Here is a 19,614-nt window from a genome sequence, read left to right as displayed (position 1 = left end):
ATCACATGGGTCGGGACAACAAGCTAGAAGCTAATTCAAAACATGAGCTTAACGTAGTCGAAGCCGTCAGTCGCCGCTGATCCTGACCGGCCCCAGGTCACCGAGCCCGACCGTGCCGCTGGCCATGGCCAGCATCCGGTCGAGCGAGGTCTTGGCCTTGAGGCGCAGCTCTTCCTCGATCTCGATCCGCGGCTCGAGGTCGCGCAGCGCGACATAGAGCTTCTCGATCGTGTTGAGCGCCATGTACGGACAGATGTTGCAGTTGCAGTTGCCGTCGGCACCCGGCGCGCCGATGAAGGTCTTTTCCGGCACCGCCTTTTCCATCTGGTGGATGATGTGCGGTTCGGTGGCGACGATCAGCGTGTCGCCGGGCATCGTCTTGGCGTACTCCAGAATGCCGCTGGTCGATCCGACATAATCGGCGTGATCCAGGATGTGGGCCGGGCATTCCGGGTGCGCGGCAACGGGCGCGCCGGGGTGCTGCGCCTTCAGCTTCAGCAGCTCGGTTTCGCTGAACGCTTCGTGGACGATGCACACCCCCGGCCACAACAGCATGTCGCGCCCGGTCTTGCGCTTCAGGTAGCCGCCGAGATGCTTGTCGGGGCCGAAGATGATCTTCTGCTCCGGCGGGATCTGGCTCAGGATCTTTTCCGCCGATGAACTGGTGACGATCACGTCCGACAGCGCCTTCACCGCAGCCGAGCAGTTGATGTAGGTGAGCGCGATGTGATCAGGATGCTGGGCGCGGAACGCGGCGAACTGTTCGGGCGGGCAACTGTCCTCAAGGCTGCAGCCGGCGTCCATGTCGGGCAGCACCACGATCTTCTGCGGGCTCAGAATCTTGGCGGTTTCCGCCATGAAGCGCACGCCGCAAAATGCAATGACGTCGGCGTCGGTCTCCGCCGCGCGGCGCGACAGTTCCAGGCTGTCGCCGACGAAATCGGCGATGTCCTGCAATTCGGGACGCTGGTAGTAATGCGCCAGGATGACGGCGTTGCGCGCATGGCGCAGTCGGTCGATCTCCGCCAGCAGGTCGAGCCCGCCCAGCGATCCGCCCATGCCGTTGCGTGCGTCCATGTCCCGTACCCCGCATTGCCAGAACGGCCCACATGGCCGCCCGGCGCGCGCTAATCAAGGGCGCGCGGGCGGAGGCGGGGCAAAGGCGAGCGGGGCGGCCGACGCGCCGGGATGCCCGGCGGTGACGGCTGCGAAGATCGCGTCGCCGACCGGGCTGCGCACGATCAGCTCGCCGACCCCCAGCGTGCCGAGCAGCACCGCCACGCTCCACCACCATGCCGGGTGCACCCGTCCCTCGACCCGCCGGTCGCGGATCATGCCCGCGATCGGGAAGACGAGCGCGACCAGCGCCGCGATCTGGAATGCCCAGGGGATCATCAGCGGCATCGGCAGCAAGCGCCCGAAGCCCGGCCCCAGGATCATCGTCATCGCCCCCAGGTGCAGCCGCGCGTGCCAGTCGGTACGGTGGCGGTTGACGATCGCGGCTGCGGTGAGCCCGGCAAAGGCGAAGATCGTCATCGGATTGACGATCAGGAAATATTGCGGCTGGAAGAAGAAGGGCGTGAGACCCGCCTGCGTCTTCACGATGATGACGCCGACCCCCGCGATCAGCATCGCGATCACCCATCCCGCGCCGATCCAGCCGAGCGCGCGATGCAGCGCGATCGATCCGCGCGACGCGAGCAGCGTCTGGGTGACGAGCAGCGCGACCCAGCCGAAGAAGATCATGCCATGTGCGTGGGTGAGCACGGGCGCGTCGAAGCTCGATCGCCCGGCGAGATATTGCGTGGCGAACCCCGCCACCAGCACCAGCGCCATCAGCAGCGCCATCGTGACGAAGAAGCGCGCGTCGCGCGGTACGGCGACCGGTGACGCGGAGAAGGCTGTGACCATTTTGCATCCCCCCGAATGACTGCGCGCGCCTATAGCGCAATCGCGGGCCGGGCGACAGTCGTCCGCGTGCGCGCTTAGCGCGCCTGGCGGTCGGCCAGCACCTGCTGGATCGATCGCGTCACGTCCCAGCGTTCGTCGTCGCCGGGCACAGGTTCGTCGGGAAAGAACGCCTCGACGCGCGCATCGACGCCGGCGGCGCGCAGCGGCAGGGCAAAGCTGCGCTCGACCGCGCGGCGGGTGGCATCGCGCGCCAGCTTCATCGGCACCGGCTCGCCCGCCTGGCGGACCAGTTCCGCCTGGCCGGCGCGGCGATTGGCGGCATCGAGCCGCGCCTCCGCATCGGTGATCGCCAGCAGGATGCCGCCGCCGTCATATTCGCGGATCTGGGTCAGGTCGATCTGCGGGCCGACGATGGCGACAGGGGGCAGGCGCACGCGCATCGTCCGCGTGGGCGCGTCCCAGGCGATATCGTCCGGGCCGAGCTCGGCCATGTCGATCTCGTACCGGACCAGCCCCGGCAGGATCAGCGTGCGTTCGGCGGACAGGCCCAGCCGGGTCTGACGCGACGTCACCACCGCGACATAGCGCGCGGCAAAGGCCGACAGCCGGTTCTGTTCGCGCAGCCCCTGCAGGCTGGCGCTGGCGATCGTCACCGGATCGGGATCGAGCCGCTGCTCGACGCTTCGCCCGACCAGCCAGACCGCAGCTGCGCCGGCCAGCGCGATCAGGACCAGCAGGCCGGCGGCGCCGACCAGCGCGCGGCTTACGCGACCCCCCGCCATCGATCCTCCTGTCCGACCACCAACCCGCGATTTTCCAGGTCGATCAGGTGGGCGAGCACCGATCGCCCCGCCGCGCCGTGCAACCGGGGATCGAGTCCGGCATACATCTGCGCCACCATGTCCGGGATGGCGCGGGGCGCGTCGCGCAACAGGCGCAGGATCTGGCCCTCGCGCTGCTTGCGGTGTCCGATCATGCCGCGCACCAGCCGCTGCGGCCGGTCGATCGCGTCGCCATGCGCGGGGTAATAGATGCGGTCGTCGCGCGTCATCAGCCGCTCCAGGCTGGCCATGTAGGCCGCCATGTCGCCGTCCGGCGGCGAGACGACGCTGGTCGACCACGCCATGACGTGATCGCCGGTGAACAGCGCGCCGCTTTCGATCAGCGCGTAGCAGAGATGGTTGGATGTGTGCCCCGGCGTCGCGACCGCGCGCAGCGTCCAGCCGTCGCCCGCCACCTCCTCGCCATCCGCCAGCACGCGATCCGGCGCATAGGCCGGGTCGAACGCGGCGTCGGCGCGCGGCCCGGCATCGTCGAGCGACAGCGGTGCGCAGCCGACGATGGCGGCCCCGGTCCGCGCGCGCAGCGGGGCGGCGGCGGGGCTGTGGTCGCGGTGGGTGTGGGTGCACAGGATGGCCGCGATCCGGCGCGAACCCGCCGCCGCCACGATCGCGTCGACGTGCGCGGCGTCGTCAGGACCCGGATCGATCACCGCGACGTCGGCGGCACCGGTGGCGCCGACGACATAGGTCTGGGTACCCCAATAGGTGTAGGGCGACGGATTGGGCGCCAGCACGCGCGCGACCAGCGGCTCGACCTGCACCGCGATGCCAAAGGGGGGCTCGCTCATATCAATGGAGATGGCCGTTCGGCCGGCGGCTGGCAAGGGCGCGCCGCGCGCCGCGCGCGCGAAAAAGGACGGGGCCGGCTCCGCGCACGAAGGAAGATGGAGCCGGCCCCGGTTGCGACGACGGCGGGCCATGGGGTGCCCCGCCGCCGCGCTGTCCCCTCCCCAGGGGAGGCGGAAAGCGTGTCGATCAGTTCTCGTCGCCGTCGATCTTCTCGGCCTGAAGCTCCTTCAGTGCCTGATCGATGCCGGCCAGCGCCTCGCGCCGCTGTTCCTCGCTGAGCTCGGACTGATGTTCGATGGTGTTGCGCGCATGCTTCAGGCCCCACATCGCGCTCTGGATGCCCATGCGCGCCGAATTAAGCGCGAAGACGCGGGTGCGCTCGGCCTTGCCGGCGGCATCCTTCGCCATCCACTCGATCCGATCCTTGCAGATGATCGTCGCGGGCTTCTTGGCGCCGCCCTCGCCGGTTTGCAGGTGGATGACCGGGGCCTTGCCCTTGCCGCAATCGCGTTCGACGATCTCGGGCAGGTTCCGTTCCACTTCCCGGGCGAGCCGTTCGGCATCGACGGCCTTCAGCGCCGCCGAGTCCGCCAGCTTGCGCAGTTCGGCGATGTCCTTCCCGTCCATGGTCATGAACGTCGTATGCTCCTCGCCCTCGGGCGTGCGGACCACGACGAAGCGGCGCTCGATCTTCTTGATCTTCTCCGGGGCTTCCGGGGCCTCGGGCGCTTCGGGTGCCTCAGTCGCTTCGGGCGCGGCCGCCGGGGCGGGCGGAGCCGGCGGGGCGGACTGCAGCGCGACCGCCGACAGCCGCGTCAGATCGGCGCCGATCGTGGCGCTCACCCGCTCGCGGACCCGCTCGGCCGCGGCGGTGCCGGACGCGGTGACGAACAGTCCGGCCATCGCCAGTGTCGTCAGGCTGAGCGTGCCGCCCACCAGCTGGCCGCGAGTCATCTTCCTGTGCTTTGTCAGCATCTTCAGTCTCCCTTTGATGTCGTTTATGGTATGGAGGTGGCAGGCAGCCGACACCGCGCCGCCATGCGCTGATTTGACGATCGCGCGGCCATAGGCGTGGCGCAGGTCGGGCGCGCGGCCGGCCAGGACATAGGCGTCGCAGGCCATTTCCTGATCGGCGCGGAACGCCTTGAACGCGCGCCAGGCCAGCGGGTTGAACCAGTGGAGCGCGAGCATCGCCAGCGCCACCCAGTTGGCGACGAGGTCGCCGCGCTGGTGGTGGGTCAGCTCGTGCGCCAGCGCCAGGTTGCGCTCGACCGGATCGTAACGCTCGGCGAAGTCGCGCGGAAAGGCGACATATTTGCGCCAGATGCCGAAGGCGAGCGGGCCGCTGGTCGCCGCGGTCTCGATCACCGTCACCCGTCCGTCGGCGACCAGGCGCTTGCGCCGTGCCTGGGCATGGACCCGCGCGCAGAAGCGGCTGTGCGAGACGAGATGATAGGCGAGAAACGCGACTGCGCCGACCAGCCAGAGCGCACCGACCAGGACTGCGATGCTCGGCCCGTGCGGCGTGGCGACGGGGGGCAGCACCGCGATCTCGACTGGGCCGTGGGCCATCGCGATCTTCGCGTCCAGGATCGACTGGCGGGCGAGCTCCAGCGACAGATGCGCGGGATTGAGCACGCCGACCGCGACGCCGCTGTCGCTCATGCCGCTGACCGCCGGCGCGATCAGCTGGCTGAGCCGCCAGTCGCCGGGCAGGGGCGGCAGGAACAGCCGCAGCACCGGCAGCGCCCACAGCGCATAGGCGACCGAAGGGCCGAAGGCGCGGCGCACCGGATCGCGCAGCACGAGGACGAGCAGCATCAGCAGGCTGGAGGCGATCAGCGCCTCGACGATCCACGCGATCATTGTTTCAGCTCCTTCAGCAGGGCCTCGATCTCGGCAATGTCCTGGTCGGTCAGCGCGTCGCGCTCGGCGAGGTGCGCGACCAGCGGGGTCAGCCGGCCGCCGAACAGCCGGTCAATGAAGCGGCGCGATTCGCCCTCGACATAATCCTCCCGCGCAACCAGCGGGCGATAGAGGTAGCGGCGACCGTCGGCCTCATGCGCGATCACGCCCTTGGACAACAGCCGGCCGAGCAGCGTCTTCACCGTGTTGGCGGTCCAGTCGCGCGCCGGCGCGACGCGGTCGACGACATCCTGGGCGGTGAGCGGACTTTCGTCCCACAACACCTCCATCACGCTATGTTCGGCGTCGCTGATCCGTTCCTGCGTCATCTGTTCGTTTTACCCCATCCGGCCAATCGACTCGCGGCCTGTCGACCACAGCCGTAATCGTCTTGATTACATCTGTAGTCAACCGGCTGAACCGCGAATGAACGAAACGGTCGGGAAATGACCGGATGGCGACGAACGGCAGGGCCGGGGGTCAGTCGCGGCGGTTCGGGAGGCGCTGTCGGTGGGTTTTACAGCCGGGGCACGGCCGGGCGGGGCGTTAACGATCGCAAGCCGCATCTGGCCGTCATTCGTGCCAGTTGGCACGGATGGTGCGGGACAGGAGGACAGCCGAGCGCAAGGACGGCTTCAATCCGGCGGGCCGATGCCCCCCCGATCTCCGTATCGGCCCGCCATCCCGCTTCATTCGACGATCAAGCGCCCGCCGGAGCAGGCGGGTACGTTCAGCCCTGCGCCTTCGCGCCGAGCAGCTCGGCGAGCTCGCCCGATTCGTACATTTCCATCATGATGTCGGAGCCGCCGACGAACTCGCCCTTCACATAGAGCTGGGGGATGGTCGGCCAGTCGGAATATTCCTTGATCCCCTGGCGGATGCCCTGATCCTGGAGCACGTCGACGCTTTCGAAGGGCGTGTCGAGATGCTGGAGGATGGCGACCGCGCGGCTGGAAAAGCCGCACTGGGGAAATAGCGGGCTGCCCTTCATGAACAGCACTACGTCATTGGTCTTCACGATCCCGTCGATCCGGGCCTGTGCGTCGTCGGTCATGTCACTTCACTCCTGTACCGGCGCGGCGGTGGTCAGTTGCAGCGCGTGCAGCACGCCGCCCATCCGCCCGCCCAGCGCCGCATAGACGGCCTGGTGCTGCTTGATCCGGGGCAGCCCCCGAAAGGTTTCGCTGACGACGCGCGCGGCATAATGATCGCCGTCGCCGGCAAGGTCGGTGATCTCGACCCGAGCATCGGGAATGCCCGCGACGATCAGCGCCTCGATCTCTGCGGCCGCCATCGGCATGGCTATTTGGCTTCCATCAGCTGGCGGCGGGCTTCGACCTCCATGTCGGCCAGCGCCGCGCGCACCGTCGCATCGTCGATCGCGACGCCGGCGGCGGTCAGGTCGGCGATCAGCTTGCGCACCACATCCTCGTCGCCTGCTTCCTCGAAATCGGCCTGGACGACCGCGGTCGCATAGGCTTCGGCTTCCTCGCGCGTCAGCTTCATCTGCTGCGCGGCCCATTGCCCGACCAGGCGGTTGCGCCGCGCGTGCACGCGGAACAGCATCTCCTCGTCGCGGGCGAATTTCGCCTCGAAAGCCCGTTCGCGGTCGTCAAAAGTGGTCATCGGTCAGCAGCGCCCCATGATGGATGTTCCGCCCCGGAAATAGGCACCGTGCCGGAGAAGCGCAACGGCGCGTGGGTGGTTAGAGGGTGACCCGCGCTTTTCGTCACCCCGGGCCTGAGCCGGGGTCCCGCTGTTTCTCGCGCCGGATCAGGCAGCGGGACCCCGGCGCAAGGCCGGGGTGACGGTAAAATCATTGAAATGGCGAGGACTTTAGACCACGCCTCAGCCGCCGACGCGGACCACCAGCTTGCCGATCGCGTCGCGCGACGCCATCTTCGCGATCGCCCGGCCGCCCTCGGCGAAGTCGAACACCTCGGTCACGCGCGGACTGATCCGCCCTTCCGCCCAAAGCCGGAACAGATGATCGACATGCGCCTGGTTGCCGGCGGGATCGCGCGCAGCGAACGCGCCCCAGAACACGCCGCAGACATCGCAGCTCTTGAGCAGCGTCAGGTTGAGCGGCAGTCGCGGGATGCCGGCGGGGAAGCCGATGACCAGATAGCGTCCCTCCCACGCGATCGAACGCAGCGCGGGTTCGGCATAGTCGCCGCCGACCGGGTCATAGATGACGTTCGCGCCGCCGGGGCCGGTCGCGGCCTTGAACTGATCGGCAAGCGCCTTGGACTGGTCCTTGTCGAACGGCGCGCGGGCATAGACGATGACCCCGTCCGCGCCGGCCGCGCGCGCGGCCTCGGCCTTGGCCTCGCTCGACACCGCCGCGACGACGCGTGCGCCGAACGCCTTGCCAAGCTCCACCGCCGCCAGCCCGACGCCCCCCGCCGCGCCGAGCACCAGCAACGTGTCGCCGGTTTTCAGATGCCCGCGGTCGAGCAGCGCGTGGATGGTGGTCGCATAGGTGAGGAGCAGCGCCGCCCCGTCCTCGAAACTGCGATTATCGGGCAAGCGATAGAGGCGGCTTGCGTCGATCGCCATGCGTTCGACCAGCCCGCCATGGCCGACGGTTGAGATCACCCGGTCGCCGACCGCCCAGCCGGTGACGCCCTCGCCCACCGCCGAGACGACGCCCGCAATCTCGCTGCCCGGTGCAAAGGGGCGGGGCGGCTTGAACTGATATTTGTCCTCGATGATCAGGACGTCGGGATAGTTGATCGCACAGGCGCGGACATCGACCACCACTTGCCCCGCGCCCGCGACCGGATCGGGCAGCTCGGCCAGTTCCAGGGTTTCAGGTCCGCCCGGTTCCTTCGACAACAATGCCCGCATGTCCGCCTCTCCTGCCGATCCACGGGCGTGCATCGGCGACCGCGGATTCATATTTCGAAATCGCGGTATCCTTTGACAGGGTCAGCGCGATTTCGTCCAGCCCTTCCATCAGGCATTGGCGGCGAAACGGGTCGAGGGTGAAGGCGAAGCGGTCCTGAAAGGGCGTGGTGACGGTCATCGTCTCCAGATCGACAGTGATCGGCTGAGTACGGGCGACCTCGATCAGCCGGTCGATCGCTTCCTGAGGCAAGGCGACGGTGACGATGCCGTTCTTGAAGGCGTTGCCGGCAAAGATGTCGGAAAAGCTGGGCGCGATCACCGCGCGCACGCCCATGTCGTTCAATGCCCAGGCGGCGTGCTCGCGGCTGGAGCCGCAGCCGAAATTGTCGCCCGCGATCAGGATCGGCGCGCCGGCATATTCGGGATCGTCGAACACGTTGCCGGGCTCGGCGCGCACGGTCTGGAACGCGCCCCTGGCCAGGCCCGACCGGGTAATCGTCTTCAGCCATTCGGCGGGGATGATGACGTCGGTGTCGACATTGCTCGCGCCCCAGGGATAGGCGCGCCCGGCGACGGTGCGGACCGGCTCCATCACTCGGCCGCCCGGGGGAAGGCGGGCAGCTTGGCGATGTCGGCGGGCTCGTGCTGGATGATGACGGTGGCCTTCAGGTTCTTCGCCATCGCCTTGAACCGGTGGATCGAGGCGAGCGTATCGGCGCGGTCGGTGTTGAAGGTGGGCACGCCGTCGCTGTCGTAATTTTCCTGGAAATGGCTGAGGTCGCCGGTCAGCAGGAACCGCTTGCCGCCGGCGAGGCGCACCAGCAATCCGTGATGGCCCGGCGTGTGGCCCGGTAGGTTGAGCATGACGACGCTGCCGTCGCCGAATACGTCCTTGTCGCCGCTGATCGGCTCGGCCTTGCCGGTGCCGGTGATCCAGTTGGCGACGGGGGCGGGGTTGGTGCCGGGCGCACCGGCCTTCAGCGCATCGAAATCGCCCTTGCCGATCAGCAGCGTCGCGGCGGGGAAGCTGCCCGCCTGGCCGATATGGTCATAGTGATAATGGCTGATGCCGACCATCTTCACCGCGTCCGGCTGCACGCCAAGCTCGGCGAGCTGCTCGACCACCGTTTTGGTCACGGTGGCGGCGATCGGTGCCTTGGGGTCGATCGCCGCGCCCTTGAGCGCCGCGGGCAGGCCGGTGTCCCACAGCAGATAGTCGGCGCCATGCTGGATCAGATAGCAGCTCGACGTCAGCCGCTTCGACTGGCCGGTATAGGCCTGGGTATCGGAAAAGACGTTGAGATTGTTGGCGACGACGCTGCCGCAATCGAGCCGCCACAATTTGACCGGGGCGGCGGCGGCGGGTGCCGTCGACTGGCCGACCAGCGGCGCGGCAAGCGCGAGTGCAGCAATGGCGCCGAGCGTGGAAGTCGCGAAATGCCGCATGGTCATTCTCCTTGGGTGCCGGTGGAAGCCAGGCCTTGTTTCAATCAAACCCACCCACTCATCCCCTACTCAGAGGCTGACCGGGAATAGGCGTCGTTGCAAAACCTAGCCCTTTACTTTTCGTCACCCCGGGCTTGACCCGGGGTCCCGCTTCTTCTCGCGCCGGATCAGGCAGCGGGACCCCGGCTCAAGGCCGGGGTGACGAGAAAATTGCAGCTCGTTCCTCGATCAAACGCACTTTCCAAATCAGTCTCTCAGGATGAGCGGGGGTAGGGAAATTGCGTAAACCAGCGACTACATGCAGCCTTTCCGAAAGCGGGCGGAAAGCGCTTCACAGCTCCGCGCGCTGACCCTCCGCCCGCTCCGCTTGGCGCACCTCGCCACGCTTCACCGTCCCGGCATAGCCGGCATAGGCCGCCGCCAGCCCGCTGATGATCGTGCCCGCGAACAGCAGCACCATGACCCGTTTCATGCCTTCACTCCCCTTCACCCGCGCGAACCAGGTCGCGCACATCGGTCAGCCGGCCTGTCACCGCCGCCGCCGCGGCCATCACGGGCGAAACCAGATGGGTTCGCGCGCCCGGCCCCTGCCGTCCTACGAAATTGCGATTCGAGGTGGAAGCGCATCTTTCGCCTGGCGGCACCTTGTCCGGGTTCATGCCCAGGCACATCGAACATCCCGGCTCGCGCCATTCAAAGCCCGCATCGGTAAAGATGCGATCGAGCCCCTCGGCCTCGGCCTGATGCTTGACCAGCCCGGATCCCGGCACGACCAGCGCCTGGCGGATGCCGTCGGCGATGCGGCGACCGCGCAACACCGCGGCGGCGGCGCGCAGATCCTCGATCCGGCTGTTGGTGCAGCTGCCGATGAAGATGTGCTCGACCGCGATGTCCTGCATCCGCGTGCCCGGCGTCAGCCCCATATAGGCGAGCGACTTGCGCGCCGCCTCGCGCTTGGCGGGATCGGCGAAGCTGTCGGGATCGGGCACCGCGCCGGTGATCGGCACGACATCCTCCGGACTGGTGCCCCAGGTCAGCGCCGGCGCGATGTCGCTCGCGTCGATGTGCACCGTGCGGTCATACCGCGCACCCGCATCGGTCGGCAGCGTGCGCCAATAGGCGACCGCGCGGTCCCAGTCATCGCCGGTCGGCGCCAGCGGGCGGCCCTTCAGATAGGCGAAGGTCTTGTCATCGGGCGCGATCAGCCCGGCGCGCGCGCCCCCCTCGATCGACATGTTGGCGATGGTCAGCCGCCCCTCGATCGACAGGTCGCGGATCACCTCGCCGGTATATTCGATGACATGGCCGGTGCCGCCCGCCGCCCCGATGCGGCCGATGATCGTCAGGATGACGTCCTTGGCGGTGACGCCGAAGCCGAGCGTGCCGTCGACGCGAACTTCCATCGTCCGCGACGGGGTGAGCAGCAGCGTCTGGGTGGCGAGCACATGCTCGACCTCGCTGGTCCCGATGCCGAAGGCGAGCGCGCCCAGCGCCCCGTGTGCCGCGGTGTGGCTGTCGCCGCAGACAAGCGTGGTGCCGGGCAGCGTGAAGCCCTGTTCGGGGCCGACGACATGGACGATGCCCTGCTCGCGCGCGGTCGCGTCAATATAGCGGATGCCGAATTCGGGCGCGTTGCGGCGCAGCGCGGCGAGCTGCTCGCGGCTGGCCGCGTCGGCGATCGGGATCGGCTGGCCCGCGGCATCGACGCGCGCGGTAGTCGGCAGATTATGGTCGGGTACCGCCAGCGTCAGGTCGGGGCGGCGGACCGGCCGTCCGGCGCTGCGCAACCCCTCGAACGCCTGGGGGCTGGTGACTTCGTGCACCAGATGCCGGTCGATATAGATCAGGCAGGTGCCGTCATCGCGCCGTTCGACGACATGATCGGCCCAGATTTTCTCGTAAAGGGTGAGCGGACGGCTGGCCATGCGCCGCGCCTTAACCATTTGCTGCGCGCGCGCAAGCGTGGGCGCATCATTCTTGCGGGGCGAGCGGGCGCTCCTTGGGGCTGACATAGCGCGGGTCGTGCGCGAAGGGCAGTCGCGCCCCGTTACGCAGCGCCGCCAGCACCGCGGCGAAATCGGTGTCGAAGCCAAAGCCGAGATCGCGCTGGATCGCACCCGAATCATAGACGCGGCCGATCGTGTCGGGCAGCCGCCAGCCGCGCGCGGCATAGAGCGCGGGTGCGTCAGGGAAATGCCGCGCGATGACCGCGGCGGCGTCGCGCTTCAATTCGGTCGCATCGGCACGCGCGAAAGGCGTGGGCGCGGAGACGATGTAGGTGCCAAAGCCGACACGCGGCGCGGCGTCCAGCGCGGCGACATGCGCGCGTGCCGCATCCTCCACGGTCAGGCGGCGGTTGAGGAACTCGTTGGCTTTCAAATTCTCGCCGGGCGGGTCGCCATGCGTGTCGTCTTCCTCCGGAAAGAAGCGCCCGGTGCGCAGCACGACGACGTTGAGGCCATATTCGAGATGGGCAAGGCGGCACAATTGCTCCGCGGCGTATTTGGTCACGCCATAGATGTTGCGCGGTTCGATGGGCCCCGAGCTTTCGTCGAGCCACACCGCCGCATCGCCCGCTTCGTCGCGGATGGCGCGGGAGATCATCAGCGACGTGGTCGAGGTGAAGACGAAGCGGTCGTGCCCGGCGGCCCGGGCGGCCTCCAGCAGGTTGAGCGTGCCGGTCACGTTCACGTCGATGAACGCCTGCGCCGGATAGCGGGGGATATCGGGCTTGTGCAGCCCGCCGGCATGAATCACCGCCTCGATCGCATGGTCGGCAAAGGCGCGGTCGATGACGGCGCGGTCGGCGACCGATCCGATCACCTGCGTATCCGCCCCGGGGGCGACGTCGAGCCCGACGACATGATGCCCTGCGGCGCGCAGCAGGGGGGCAAGAAAACGGCCGAGCCAGCCCGACGATCCGGTCAGCAGGATGTTCATGGCCGCGTCCCTACCCGCGCGACGCCGCGCCGAAAAGCGGGAACATGTCGCGATTGCGTGGCCGTTGGTATCGGGTCAGTCGGCGACCGACACCTCATAGGCTTGGCCGGTGGTGCCGATCGGATAGACCGACGCGCTGAAGCCGCCTTCGACATAGAGTACCTGGCCACCCGGCAGCGCTGTCACGAATTTCTGTGCGAAACTGTCGAGCCGCGACCATCGGCCGAGCTTTTCCAGCTCGGGCCGGGTCACCATCATCGCCGTGACCGAGGCGCAGGGTTCTTCCCAGAACAGGGTTTCGGGCGCGTGACCGGCATAGACATAGCGGATGTCGCACGCCGGTGCGCCGCGCAGCACGAAGTCGCGCTTGCCGAGGATGCGTGACGTTCCCGCCGGGGCCGGAGGCTTGGCCGCGGCGGGCGTCGTGTGAGGCGCGCCCGCGGGCTTGCGCGCCTGGGCCGCGCCGGCGTCGTCGCTGGCCGAGCAGGCGGTGGCTGCCATGCACAGCGCCGCAACCCATCCGATCGGCCGCACGGGGCCAGGTGCCATCACGCGGCTAGTCCGGGTCGAATTCGACATGCAGATGGTTGTTGCTCGCATTGGCAAAGGTTTCAAACAGAACGTCGTAGCGGTCGCCCAGGATCCGCTGCACCTCGTCACGCAGGGCATTGCCCTGCGCCACGCTGATATTGTTGCCCCGGAAATCGAGCGCCTCGTTTGAATAGTGCAGCGATGCGGTGCCGTGGCGGCTGTCATTGCCCGAGGTGATGACCGGCGTCGGCAGGCCGAGCCGTTCGGCGGCCTGTGCCACGGCACGGATCGCCGGTGCCATTTCGGATGCCAGCCGGTCGATGCGGACACCCGGTCCCTTGATCGCCACACCCGCCTCCGCGGCGAGGCGGCGGCCGTCGAACGCGCCGGGCGGCTCGCGAAGGGGTGAGGGTTCGGCGGCACCGGGCAGGGCGACCACATAGTCGCCAGGCCGGTATCGCTGCAATTCGGGCACCGTGCCGTGGCGGTGGATCGCGTCGCCACGACCCAGCACCGGGCCGTCCAGCGCCATGATCCAGCCCAAATTGTTGGCGCTGGAATAATTGGGATTGGCGTGGTTGAGGTGCGATCCGATCGACGATGCGCGGCCCGCCGCGCGCTCGGCGAGATAGCTGTCGACCAGCTGGTCGACGCGTGCGCTGATCCGGCTGGCCGGGATGTCGTCCACCGAATTGCGACCGTCGCGGCGCGACACCGGCCCGTTGATGTCGGAAAACTGGTTATAGGCGTTGACGACGTCGGCGACGCTGTCGCCCCATCGCCCCGACACCGTGCGATTGAGGATCGTGTCGATGATGCCGTGCGCCTGCGCGTCGCCCGCCGATTGCACCCATTCGGTCTGCAGCGTCTTCTTGAGGTCGACGATATCGGCGGCGCTGAGCGTCAGCGTGCCGTTTTCGACGCGCGTCGTGCCGGCGACCGGCGCGACCGGGCCAGTTGGCGTGGGGTTGGCGGGCGCGGGGCCGGCGGTGGCAGGACGCTCGGCAACCGGGATGCGCAGCACGTCGCCCGGATAGATGCGGTCGGGATTGGCGATCTGGGGGTTGGCGGCAAGCAGGCCGTCGATGCCGACGCCCGCGCGTCGCGCGATCGCGCCCAGCGTGTCCCCCTGTTGCACGACATGGTTGCGACCCGCCCCGTCCGGCAGGACCAGATCGTCGCCGGCGCGGATGCGGTCGGGATCGCGGATGCCGTTGATCGCCGCCAGCGTCGCGACATCGGTGCCATGGCGCGCGGCGATGGCCGACAGGGTCTCGCCGGGGGCGATGCGGTGGATGGCCGGCGGTGGCGGCGGTGCCGACGCCGACAGGGACTGACCTTCACGCGCTGCGATCGCACCGACCATGGACCCACTCCTCGATACGCGAGGGGGGCAGGCATCCCATATCGTCTCGTGTCCGTCTCTAGTCGGACCGACTAGGCGCGGGCGCGGTCATGCCGGGGTGAGGGCGACCTCGTACTGCGCGGTGGTCCTGGCCGCGACTTCGTCGGCGGTGACGCCCGGGGCCAGCTCGATCAGGCGGAAGGGCGATTGATGGTCGGGGCGCTCGAACACCGCCAGGTCGGTGATGATCATATCGACGACGTTCCGGCCGGTCAGGGGCAGCGTGCATTCGGGAATGAACTTCGCGCCGCCGTCCTTGGCATTGTGCTCCATGACCACGATGATGCGCTTGACGCCGGCGACCAGGTCCATCGCGCCGCCCATGCCCTTGATCATCTTGCCCGGGATCATCCAGTTGGCGATGTCGCCGCCCTGGCTCACCTCCATCGCGCCGAGCACGGTCAGGTCGATATGCCCGCCGCGGATCATCGCGAAGCTGTCGCTGCTCGAGAAATAGGAGGAGGAATCGAGCTCGCTGATCGTCTGCTTGCCCGCATTGATCAGGTCGGGATCGACCTCGTCCTCATAGGGAAAGGGGCCGATGCCCAGCATCCCGTTCTCCGACTGAAGCGTGACTTCGAGGCCCTCGGGAATATGGTTGGCGACCAGCGTCGGGATGCCGATGCCCAAATTGACGTAATAACCGTCCTCCAGCTCACGCGCGGCGCGCGCCGCCATGTCGTCACGGGTCCAGCCCTTTGTCGCCACTTCGCTCATCTGCTCGCGCTCCTACCAGTATTGGGAAATACCGAATTCGGCCATTTTCGAATCGTTGCTGATCAATGCGAGGTTTTCGAGCCGGGCCTGCGCCGCCAGGAGCCGGTCCCACGGGTCGTTGTTCGAGGAGATGAAGCTGCCCGCCAGATCGGCGTGGTCCGCCGTGAGGGGCAACAGCGCGAAGCCTTCTTCGACCGCGATCTCCGCCACACGACCGGCATAGGGCGCCGCCGATGGCAGCTTGCCGATGCGGAACTTGGTCGCGATCTCCATCGCGGACACCGGCGAGACATAGACGTCGATCGTCCGGTCGGCGATCACGTCGAACGACGTCATGGTCAGAAGCTCCGCTTCGCCAAGCCACCAGATCAACGCATGGGTATCGAGCAGGAAGCCGCGGCTCATGGTGTGTGGCGATCACGCATCGCCATGCCGAGATGATCCTCGGGCAGCGGATCCCAAAAGCCGTGATCGAGGATGCCCTTAACGGCCGGGTCGGCGAAGCGCCCGGGCGTGCGCCGCGCGGGCGGCGGCGGGTTGAGCGGCACCAGCTTCGCGATCTCCACCCGGCCGCGCGCAATGATGATCTCCTCGCCCGCTTCGACGCGGGCGAGCAGGCGCGACATGTGCGTTTTCGCTTCGTGGACAGTGACGGTTGCCATGACTAAGTTACTTAGTCCACCTCCCGAGGTTTCACAAGCTCACGCCGCCTCGCGCTGGCGCACGGTGCGGAACTCGATCTTCTTGTCATAGGGGGCGCCGACGATCATGCGCTTCACATAGATGCCGGGCAGGTGGATCGCGTCGGGATCAAGCGCGCCGACCGGCACGACTTCCTCGACTTCGGCGACGCAGATGTGGCTGGCGGTCGCCATCGGCTGGTTGAAGTTGCGCGCGGTCTTGCGGAAGACGAGGTTGCCGGCTTCGTCCGCCTTCCACCCCTTGATGATCGACAGGTCGGCGACGATGCCGCGCTCCAGGATATATTCCTGCCCGTCGAAGACCTTCACTTCCTTGCCCTCGGCCACTTTCGTGCCGACGCCGGTGCGGGTGTAAAAGCCGGGGATGCCCGCGCCGCCCGCGCGGCAGCGTTCGGCGAGCGTGCCCTGGGGGCAGAATTCGACCTCGAGCTCGCCCGACAGATATTGCCGCTCGAACTCCTTGTTCTCGCCGACATAGCTGGAGATCATCTTTTTGATCTGGCGCGTGCGCAGCAGCTTGCCCAGCCCCTCGCCATCGATCCCGGCATTGTTGGAGACGAAGGTCAGCCCCTTCACCCCCGACGCCTGGATCGCGTCGATCAGCCGTTCGGGAATGCCGCAAAGTCCGAAGCCGCCGGCGCAGATCAGCATGTCGTCGCGCAACAGCCCCGCGAGCGCGGCCTCGGCATCGGGATAGAGCTTGTTCATCGCGGACTCCCTCAATTGCGCCCGCCGGATAGGCGCGGCCGGCGCGCGCGGTCAAGCGATGCCTGTCCGGCTTTACCGCAACCTTGCGGTGGTGCGCCGAAGCGAGCGCGAGCGGCCGGCGATCGGCCGAATGCGCTCGTTTCAGCGTGGGGTGCGGCCGACGCACCGGCGCTGTCCATCCGCCCCCTCGCATCGCGATTGCGGGTGACCTATCTGGGGTGCCTAGCCCACCGCCTGCCGAAGGACGCACCATGCCCGACCAAGCCTATGACGCCGACCTCAAGCTGTTCGTCGCGGGGGCATGGCAGGCGGGCGAGGGGCGCGACACGCGCCCAGTCGTGAACCCGGCGACTGGCGATGCGATCGCCGAGGTGCCGCTCGCCTCGTCCAGCGACCTCGATGCGGCGCTCGACGCCGCCGACCGGGCGTTCGCGCCCTGGCGGGCAACCGATGTCGAGGCGCGGGGCGCGATTTTGCACAAGGCCGCGGCGCTGATGCGCGAGCGCGCCGACCAAATCGCCGCACTGCTGACGCGCGAACAGGGCAAGCCGATCGCCGAGGCGAAGGGCGAGGTGATGGGCGCGGCGCAGATGTTCGATTTCTATGCCGAGGAGGCCAAGCGCGCCTATGGCCGCGTGCTGGTGCGCCCGACCGGCCAGCGGTCGATCGTCATTCCCCAGCCGGTCGGCGTGACTTTGGCGCTCAGCCCATGGAACTTCCCGGTCTATCTGATGGCGAAAAAGCTCGCGCCGGCACTCGCCGCCGGTTGCTCGGTGATTGCCAAGCCGCCGGAGGAAACGCCGGCGTGCACCAGCGCGATCCTGCGCTGCCTCGACGATGCGGGGTTACCCAAAGGCACCGCGCAATTGGTGTTCGGGGTGCCCGATACGGTCAGCCGCCACCTGATCGCCTCGCCGGTGGTGCGCAAGGTCAGCTTCACCGGATCGGTGCCGGTCGGCCAGCACCTGCTCAAGCTCGCCGCCGACGGCGTCAAGCGCACGACGATGGAGCTTGGCGGCCATGCGCCCGTGCTAATCTTTGCCGATTGCGACCTGGAAAAGACGCTCGACATGGTCGTCCCGCAAAAGTTCAGGAACGCCGGACAGGTGTGCGTCAGCCCGACGCGCTTCTATGTCGAGGCGTCGATCTACGAGGCGTTCCTCGCGGGGTTTGCGGAGCGCACCGCGCGGCTGCCGGTCGGTGACGGGTCGGACCCCGCCAATCGCATGGGGCCGCTCGCCAATATCCGCCGCCCGGAAGCCGTGGAAAAGCTTGTGGCGGATGCGCAGGCGAAGGGCGCGCGGACTCTGGCCGGGGGGGAGCGGTTCGGTGACGGCGGCTTCTTCTTCCGCCCGACCCTGCTCGCCGACGTGCCGGTCGAGGCCGACATCATGTCGAACGAACCGTTCGGCCCGGTCGCGGTCAGCCGGTCGTTCGAAACGTTCGATGAGGTGATCGAACAGGCCAACCGCCTGCCCTATGGCCTGGCCGCCTTCGCCTTCACCGAAAATGGCCGGCGCGCCAACCTGCTCGGCGACGCGCTGGAGGCCGGCATGGTGGGCATCAACAATTTCGCGATCAGCAGCGCCGATGCGCCGTTCGGGGGCATCAAGCATTCGGGCTTCGGCAGCGAAGGCGGGCCGGAGGGGCTGGCGAGCTATCAGGTGACCAAGGCGATCCATCAGGCCTGAGCCATGTCGGTTACGATTTGGCAAAATATTGCTGCTATCAAGTCGCGATGGACGCAAGATTCGAAATCGACGTCGACCCGTCGCGCAACCTTGTCCGTCAGAAGCTGGCCGGCTTTTTCGGCCCGGACGATATTGCGCGGTTCGTCGCCGCCCGTAACGCCGCGCATCGCCGGCTGACCTGTGGTCCCAACCAGCATGTCACGCTGGCCGATGTGCGCGAGATGAAGATCCAGCCGCAGGAAATGGTGCAGGCGTTCGGATCGGTGCTCGCCGATCGCAGCCAGCAGTCGCGCAAGCTGGCCTTCGTCTTTTCCTCCTCGCTCGCACGGATGCAGCTGCTGCGCGCGGCCGAGCGGCGCGATGCGCGTTATTTCACCAGTATCGCAGAGGCCGAAGCGTGGCTGATGGCCGACGACGATCCGGAGGATGCGGCGCCGCTTTGCAGGGAAGCCGCTGCCCGCTAACAAGCCGGGCATGACTGAACCACGCAGCGGCGGCCGCATCCTGGTCGACAATCTGGTCGCGCAGGGCTGCGATCGCATCTTTCAGGTGCCGGGCGAGAGCTTTCTGGCCGTCCTCGACGCACTGGTCGATGCGCCCGCGATCGATGTCGTGACGTGCCGGCAGGAGGGCGGGGCGGCCTTCATGGCGTGCGCCGACGGCGCGCTGACCGGGCGGCCCGGCGTGTGTTTCGTCACCCGCGGGCCGGGGGCGACCAATGCCTCGATCGGCGTCCATGTCGCGATGCAGGATTCGCAGCCGATGATCCTGTTCATCGGCGATGTCGATCGCGGGATGCGCGACCGCGAAGGCTTCCAGGAAGTCGATTTCGTTGCGATGTTCGCCCCGCTGGCCAAGCTGGCGCTGAGGATCGACGATGCGCGCCGCATCCCCGAATATGTCGCGCGCGCGTTCAGCGTGGCGATCAGCGGCCGGCCCGGCCCGGTGGTGATCGCGCTGCCGGAAGACATGCTGAAGGATGTGGTCGAGGCGGTGGATCGGCCGCGAGTCGAACGGCATCCGATCGCCCCCGACCCCGATAATTTCGCCGAAATGCTCGATCTGTTGCGCAAGGCCGAGCGTCCGGTGGCGATCGTCGGCGGGGCAGGCTGGGACACGGCGACCGGCGCGGCCTTCGACTGCTTCGCGCGCAGCTGGGGCATCCCGGTGGCGGCGGC

At 67.9% G+C, this 19,614-nt stretch carries 24 protein-coding genes; 3 read left to right on the top strand and 21 right to left on the bottom strand.

Features of this window, described 5'->3' with window-relative positions; translation table 11 throughout:
• Positions 1-66: 66 nt before the first annotated feature.
• The 21 genes from nadA to AX709_RS03680 all read right to left on the bottom strand — a co-directional run bounded on the left by nadA (position 67) and on the right by AX709_RS03680 (position 16,745).
• A complete protein-coding gene (nadA, locus tag AX709_RS03775) occupies positions 67-1,077 on the bottom strand; it encodes a quinolinate synthase NadA (RefSeq protein WP_066546965.1) in 1,011 nt (336 codons plus the stop codon).
• A gap of 54 nt (positions 1,078-1,131) precedes the next feature.
• A complete protein-coding gene (locus tag AX709_RS03770; protein WP_066546962.1) occupies positions 1,132-1,911 on the bottom strand; it encodes a hypothetical protein in 780 nt (259 codons plus the stop codon).
• Between the two features lie 74 nt (positions 1,912-1,985).
• Positions 1,986-2,693 carry a DUF4230 domain-containing protein gene (locus AX709_RS03765; protein WP_066482108.1) on the bottom strand — a complete coding sequence of 236 codons (708 nt, stop codon included), beginning with the start codon at positions 2,691-2,693 and terminating at the stop codon, positions 1,986-1,988.
• Positions 2,675-3,541, bottom strand: coding sequence for an MBL fold metallo-hydrolase (locus AX709_RS03760; protein ID WP_066546961.1), 867 nt, complete (start codon positions 3,539-3,541; stop codon positions 2,675-2,677). Before AX709_RS03760 ends, AX709_RS03765 begins: the two co-directional genes overlap by 19 nt.
• Before the next feature lie 187 nt (positions 3,542-3,728).
• Entirely contained in the window at positions 3,729-5,408 is a 1,680-nt protein-coding gene (locus AX709_RS03755; RefSeq protein ID WP_066546958.1) for a M56 family metallopeptidase, read from the bottom strand.
• Positions 5,405-5,776 carry a BlaI/MecI/CopY family transcriptional regulator gene (locus AX709_RS03750; protein ID WP_066482100.1) on the bottom strand — a complete coding sequence of 124 codons (372 nt, stop codon included), beginning with the start codon at positions 5,774-5,776 and terminating at the stop codon, positions 5,405-5,407. Before AX709_RS03750 ends, AX709_RS03755 begins: the two co-directional genes overlap by 4 nt.
• A 401-nt stretch (positions 5,777-6,177) precedes the next feature.
• The gene (grxD, locus tag AX709_RS03745; RefSeq protein ID WP_066482097.1) at positions 6,178-6,501 is read right to left on the bottom strand and encodes a Grx4 family monothiol glutaredoxin; all 324 of its coding nucleotides are present in this window, start codon (positions 6,499-6,501) and stop codon (positions 6,178-6,180) included.
• A gap of 6 nt (positions 6,502-6,507) precedes the next feature.
• Complete coding sequence (locus AX709_RS03740) at positions 6,508-6,747, bottom strand: BolA/IbaG family iron-sulfur metabolism protein (protein ID WP_066482089.1); 240 nt, start codon at positions 6,745-6,747, stop codon at positions 6,508-6,510.
• Between the two features lie 2 nt (positions 6,748-6,749).
• Complete coding sequence (locus tag AX709_RS03735; protein ID WP_066482085.1) at positions 6,750-7,073, bottom strand: DUF1476 domain-containing protein; 324 nt, start codon at positions 7,071-7,073, stop codon at positions 6,750-6,752.
• A gap of 222 nt (positions 7,074-7,295) precedes the next feature.
• A complete protein-coding gene (locus AX709_RS03730) occupies positions 7,296-8,297 on the bottom strand; it encodes an NADPH:quinone oxidoreductase family protein (RefSeq protein ID WP_197418957.1) in 1,002 nt (333 codons plus the stop codon).
• The gene (gene leuD, locus AX709_RS03725; RefSeq protein WP_066546955.1) at positions 8,260-8,889 is read right to left on the bottom strand and encodes a 3-isopropylmalate dehydratase small subunit; all 630 of its coding nucleotides are present in this window, start codon (positions 8,887-8,889) and stop codon (positions 8,260-8,262) included. Before leuD ends, AX709_RS03730 begins: the two co-directional genes overlap by 38 nt.
• Positions 8,889-9,749, bottom strand: coding sequence for an N-acyl homoserine lactonase family protein (locus AX709_RS03720; RefSeq protein WP_443026163.1), 861 nt, complete (start codon positions 9,747-9,749; stop codon positions 8,889-8,891). Before AX709_RS03720 ends, leuD begins: the two co-directional genes overlap by 1 nt.
• 325 nt (positions 9,750-10,074) lie before the next feature.
• The gene (locus AX709_RS18500) at positions 10,075-10,215 is read right to left on the bottom strand and encodes a hypothetical protein (protein WP_156454143.1); all 141 of its coding nucleotides are present in this window, start codon (positions 10,213-10,215) and stop codon (positions 10,075-10,077) included.
• 4 nt (positions 10,216-10,219) lie between these two features.
• Positions 10,220-11,668 carry a 3-isopropylmalate dehydratase large subunit gene (leuC, locus tag AX709_RS03715; protein ID WP_066546953.1) on the bottom strand — a complete coding sequence of 483 codons (1,449 nt, stop codon included), beginning with the start codon at positions 11,666-11,668 and terminating at the stop codon, positions 10,220-10,222.
• Positions 11,669-11,714: 46 nt separating this feature from the next.
• Entirely contained in the window at positions 11,715-12,683 is a 969-nt protein-coding gene (locus AX709_RS03710; protein ID WP_066546951.1) for an NAD-dependent epimerase/dehydratase family protein, read from the bottom strand.
• A 75-nt stretch (positions 12,684-12,758) separates the two neighbouring features.
• On the bottom strand, positions 12,759-13,184 hold the full coding sequence (locus AX709_RS03705) for a hypothetical protein (protein WP_156454142.1): 426 nt from the start codon (positions 13,182-13,184) through the stop codon (positions 12,759-12,761).
• Between the two features lie 55 nt (positions 13,185-13,239).
• Positions 13,240-14,580: a LysM peptidoglycan-binding domain-containing protein gene (locus AX709_RS03700; RefSeq protein ID WP_066546944.1), complete on the bottom strand. Its 1,341-nt coding sequence runs from the start codon at positions 14,578-14,580 to the stop codon at positions 13,240-13,242.
• A gap of 87 nt (positions 14,581-14,667) precedes the next feature.
• Positions 14,668-15,336, bottom strand: coding sequence for a 3-oxoacid CoA-transferase subunit B (locus tag AX709_RS03695; protein ID WP_066546942.1), 669 nt, complete (start codon positions 15,334-15,336; stop codon positions 14,668-14,670).
• Between the two features lie 12 nt (positions 15,337-15,348).
• Entirely contained in the window at positions 15,349-15,741 is a 393-nt protein-coding gene (locus AX709_RS03690; RefSeq protein ID WP_066546940.1) for a type II toxin-antitoxin system VapC family toxin, read from the bottom strand.
• The gene (locus AX709_RS03685) at positions 15,738-15,998 is read right to left on the bottom strand and encodes a type II toxin-antitoxin system Phd/YefM family antitoxin (RefSeq protein WP_066546938.1); all 261 of its coding nucleotides are present in this window, start codon (positions 15,996-15,998) and stop codon (positions 15,738-15,740) included. The genes AX709_RS03690 and AX709_RS03685 overlap by 4 nt, the downstream gene beginning before the upstream one ends.
• A gap of 39 nt (positions 15,999-16,037) precedes the next feature.
• Entirely contained in the window at positions 16,038-16,745 is a 708-nt protein-coding gene (locus tag AX709_RS03680; protein WP_066546936.1) for a CoA transferase subunit A, read from the bottom strand.
• Between the two features lie 251 nt (positions 16,746-16,996).
• On the opposite strand from AX709_RS03680, the gene AX709_RS03675 reads away from it, so the two are divergent.
• The 3 genes from AX709_RS03675 to AX709_RS03665 all read left to right on the top strand — a co-directional run.
• Complete coding sequence (locus AX709_RS03675) at positions 16,997-18,436, top strand: NAD-dependent succinate-semialdehyde dehydrogenase (RefSeq protein WP_066546934.1); 1,440 nt, start codon at positions 16,997-16,999, stop codon at positions 18,434-18,436.
• A gap of 47 nt (positions 18,437-18,483) precedes the next feature.
• Positions 18,484-18,900, top strand: coding sequence for a hypothetical protein (locus AX709_RS03670; RefSeq protein WP_066482059.1), 417 nt, complete (start codon positions 18,484-18,486; stop codon positions 18,898-18,900).
• Positions 18,901-18,910: 10 nt separating this feature from the next.
• The coding region (locus AX709_RS03665) for a thiamine pyrophosphate-binding protein (protein ID WP_269453972.1) at positions 18,911-19,614 on the top strand (704 nt) is incomplete at its 3' end.

The sequence above is a fragment of the Sphingomonas sp. CCH15-F11 genome, from assembly GCF_001557005.1.
Lineage (GTDB): Bacteria > Pseudomonadota > Alphaproteobacteria > Sphingomonadales > Sphingomonadaceae > Sphingomonas.
Note: the sequence above shows the minus strand (reverse complement) of the source record. Positions and strands in the feature narration are given on the sequence as shown.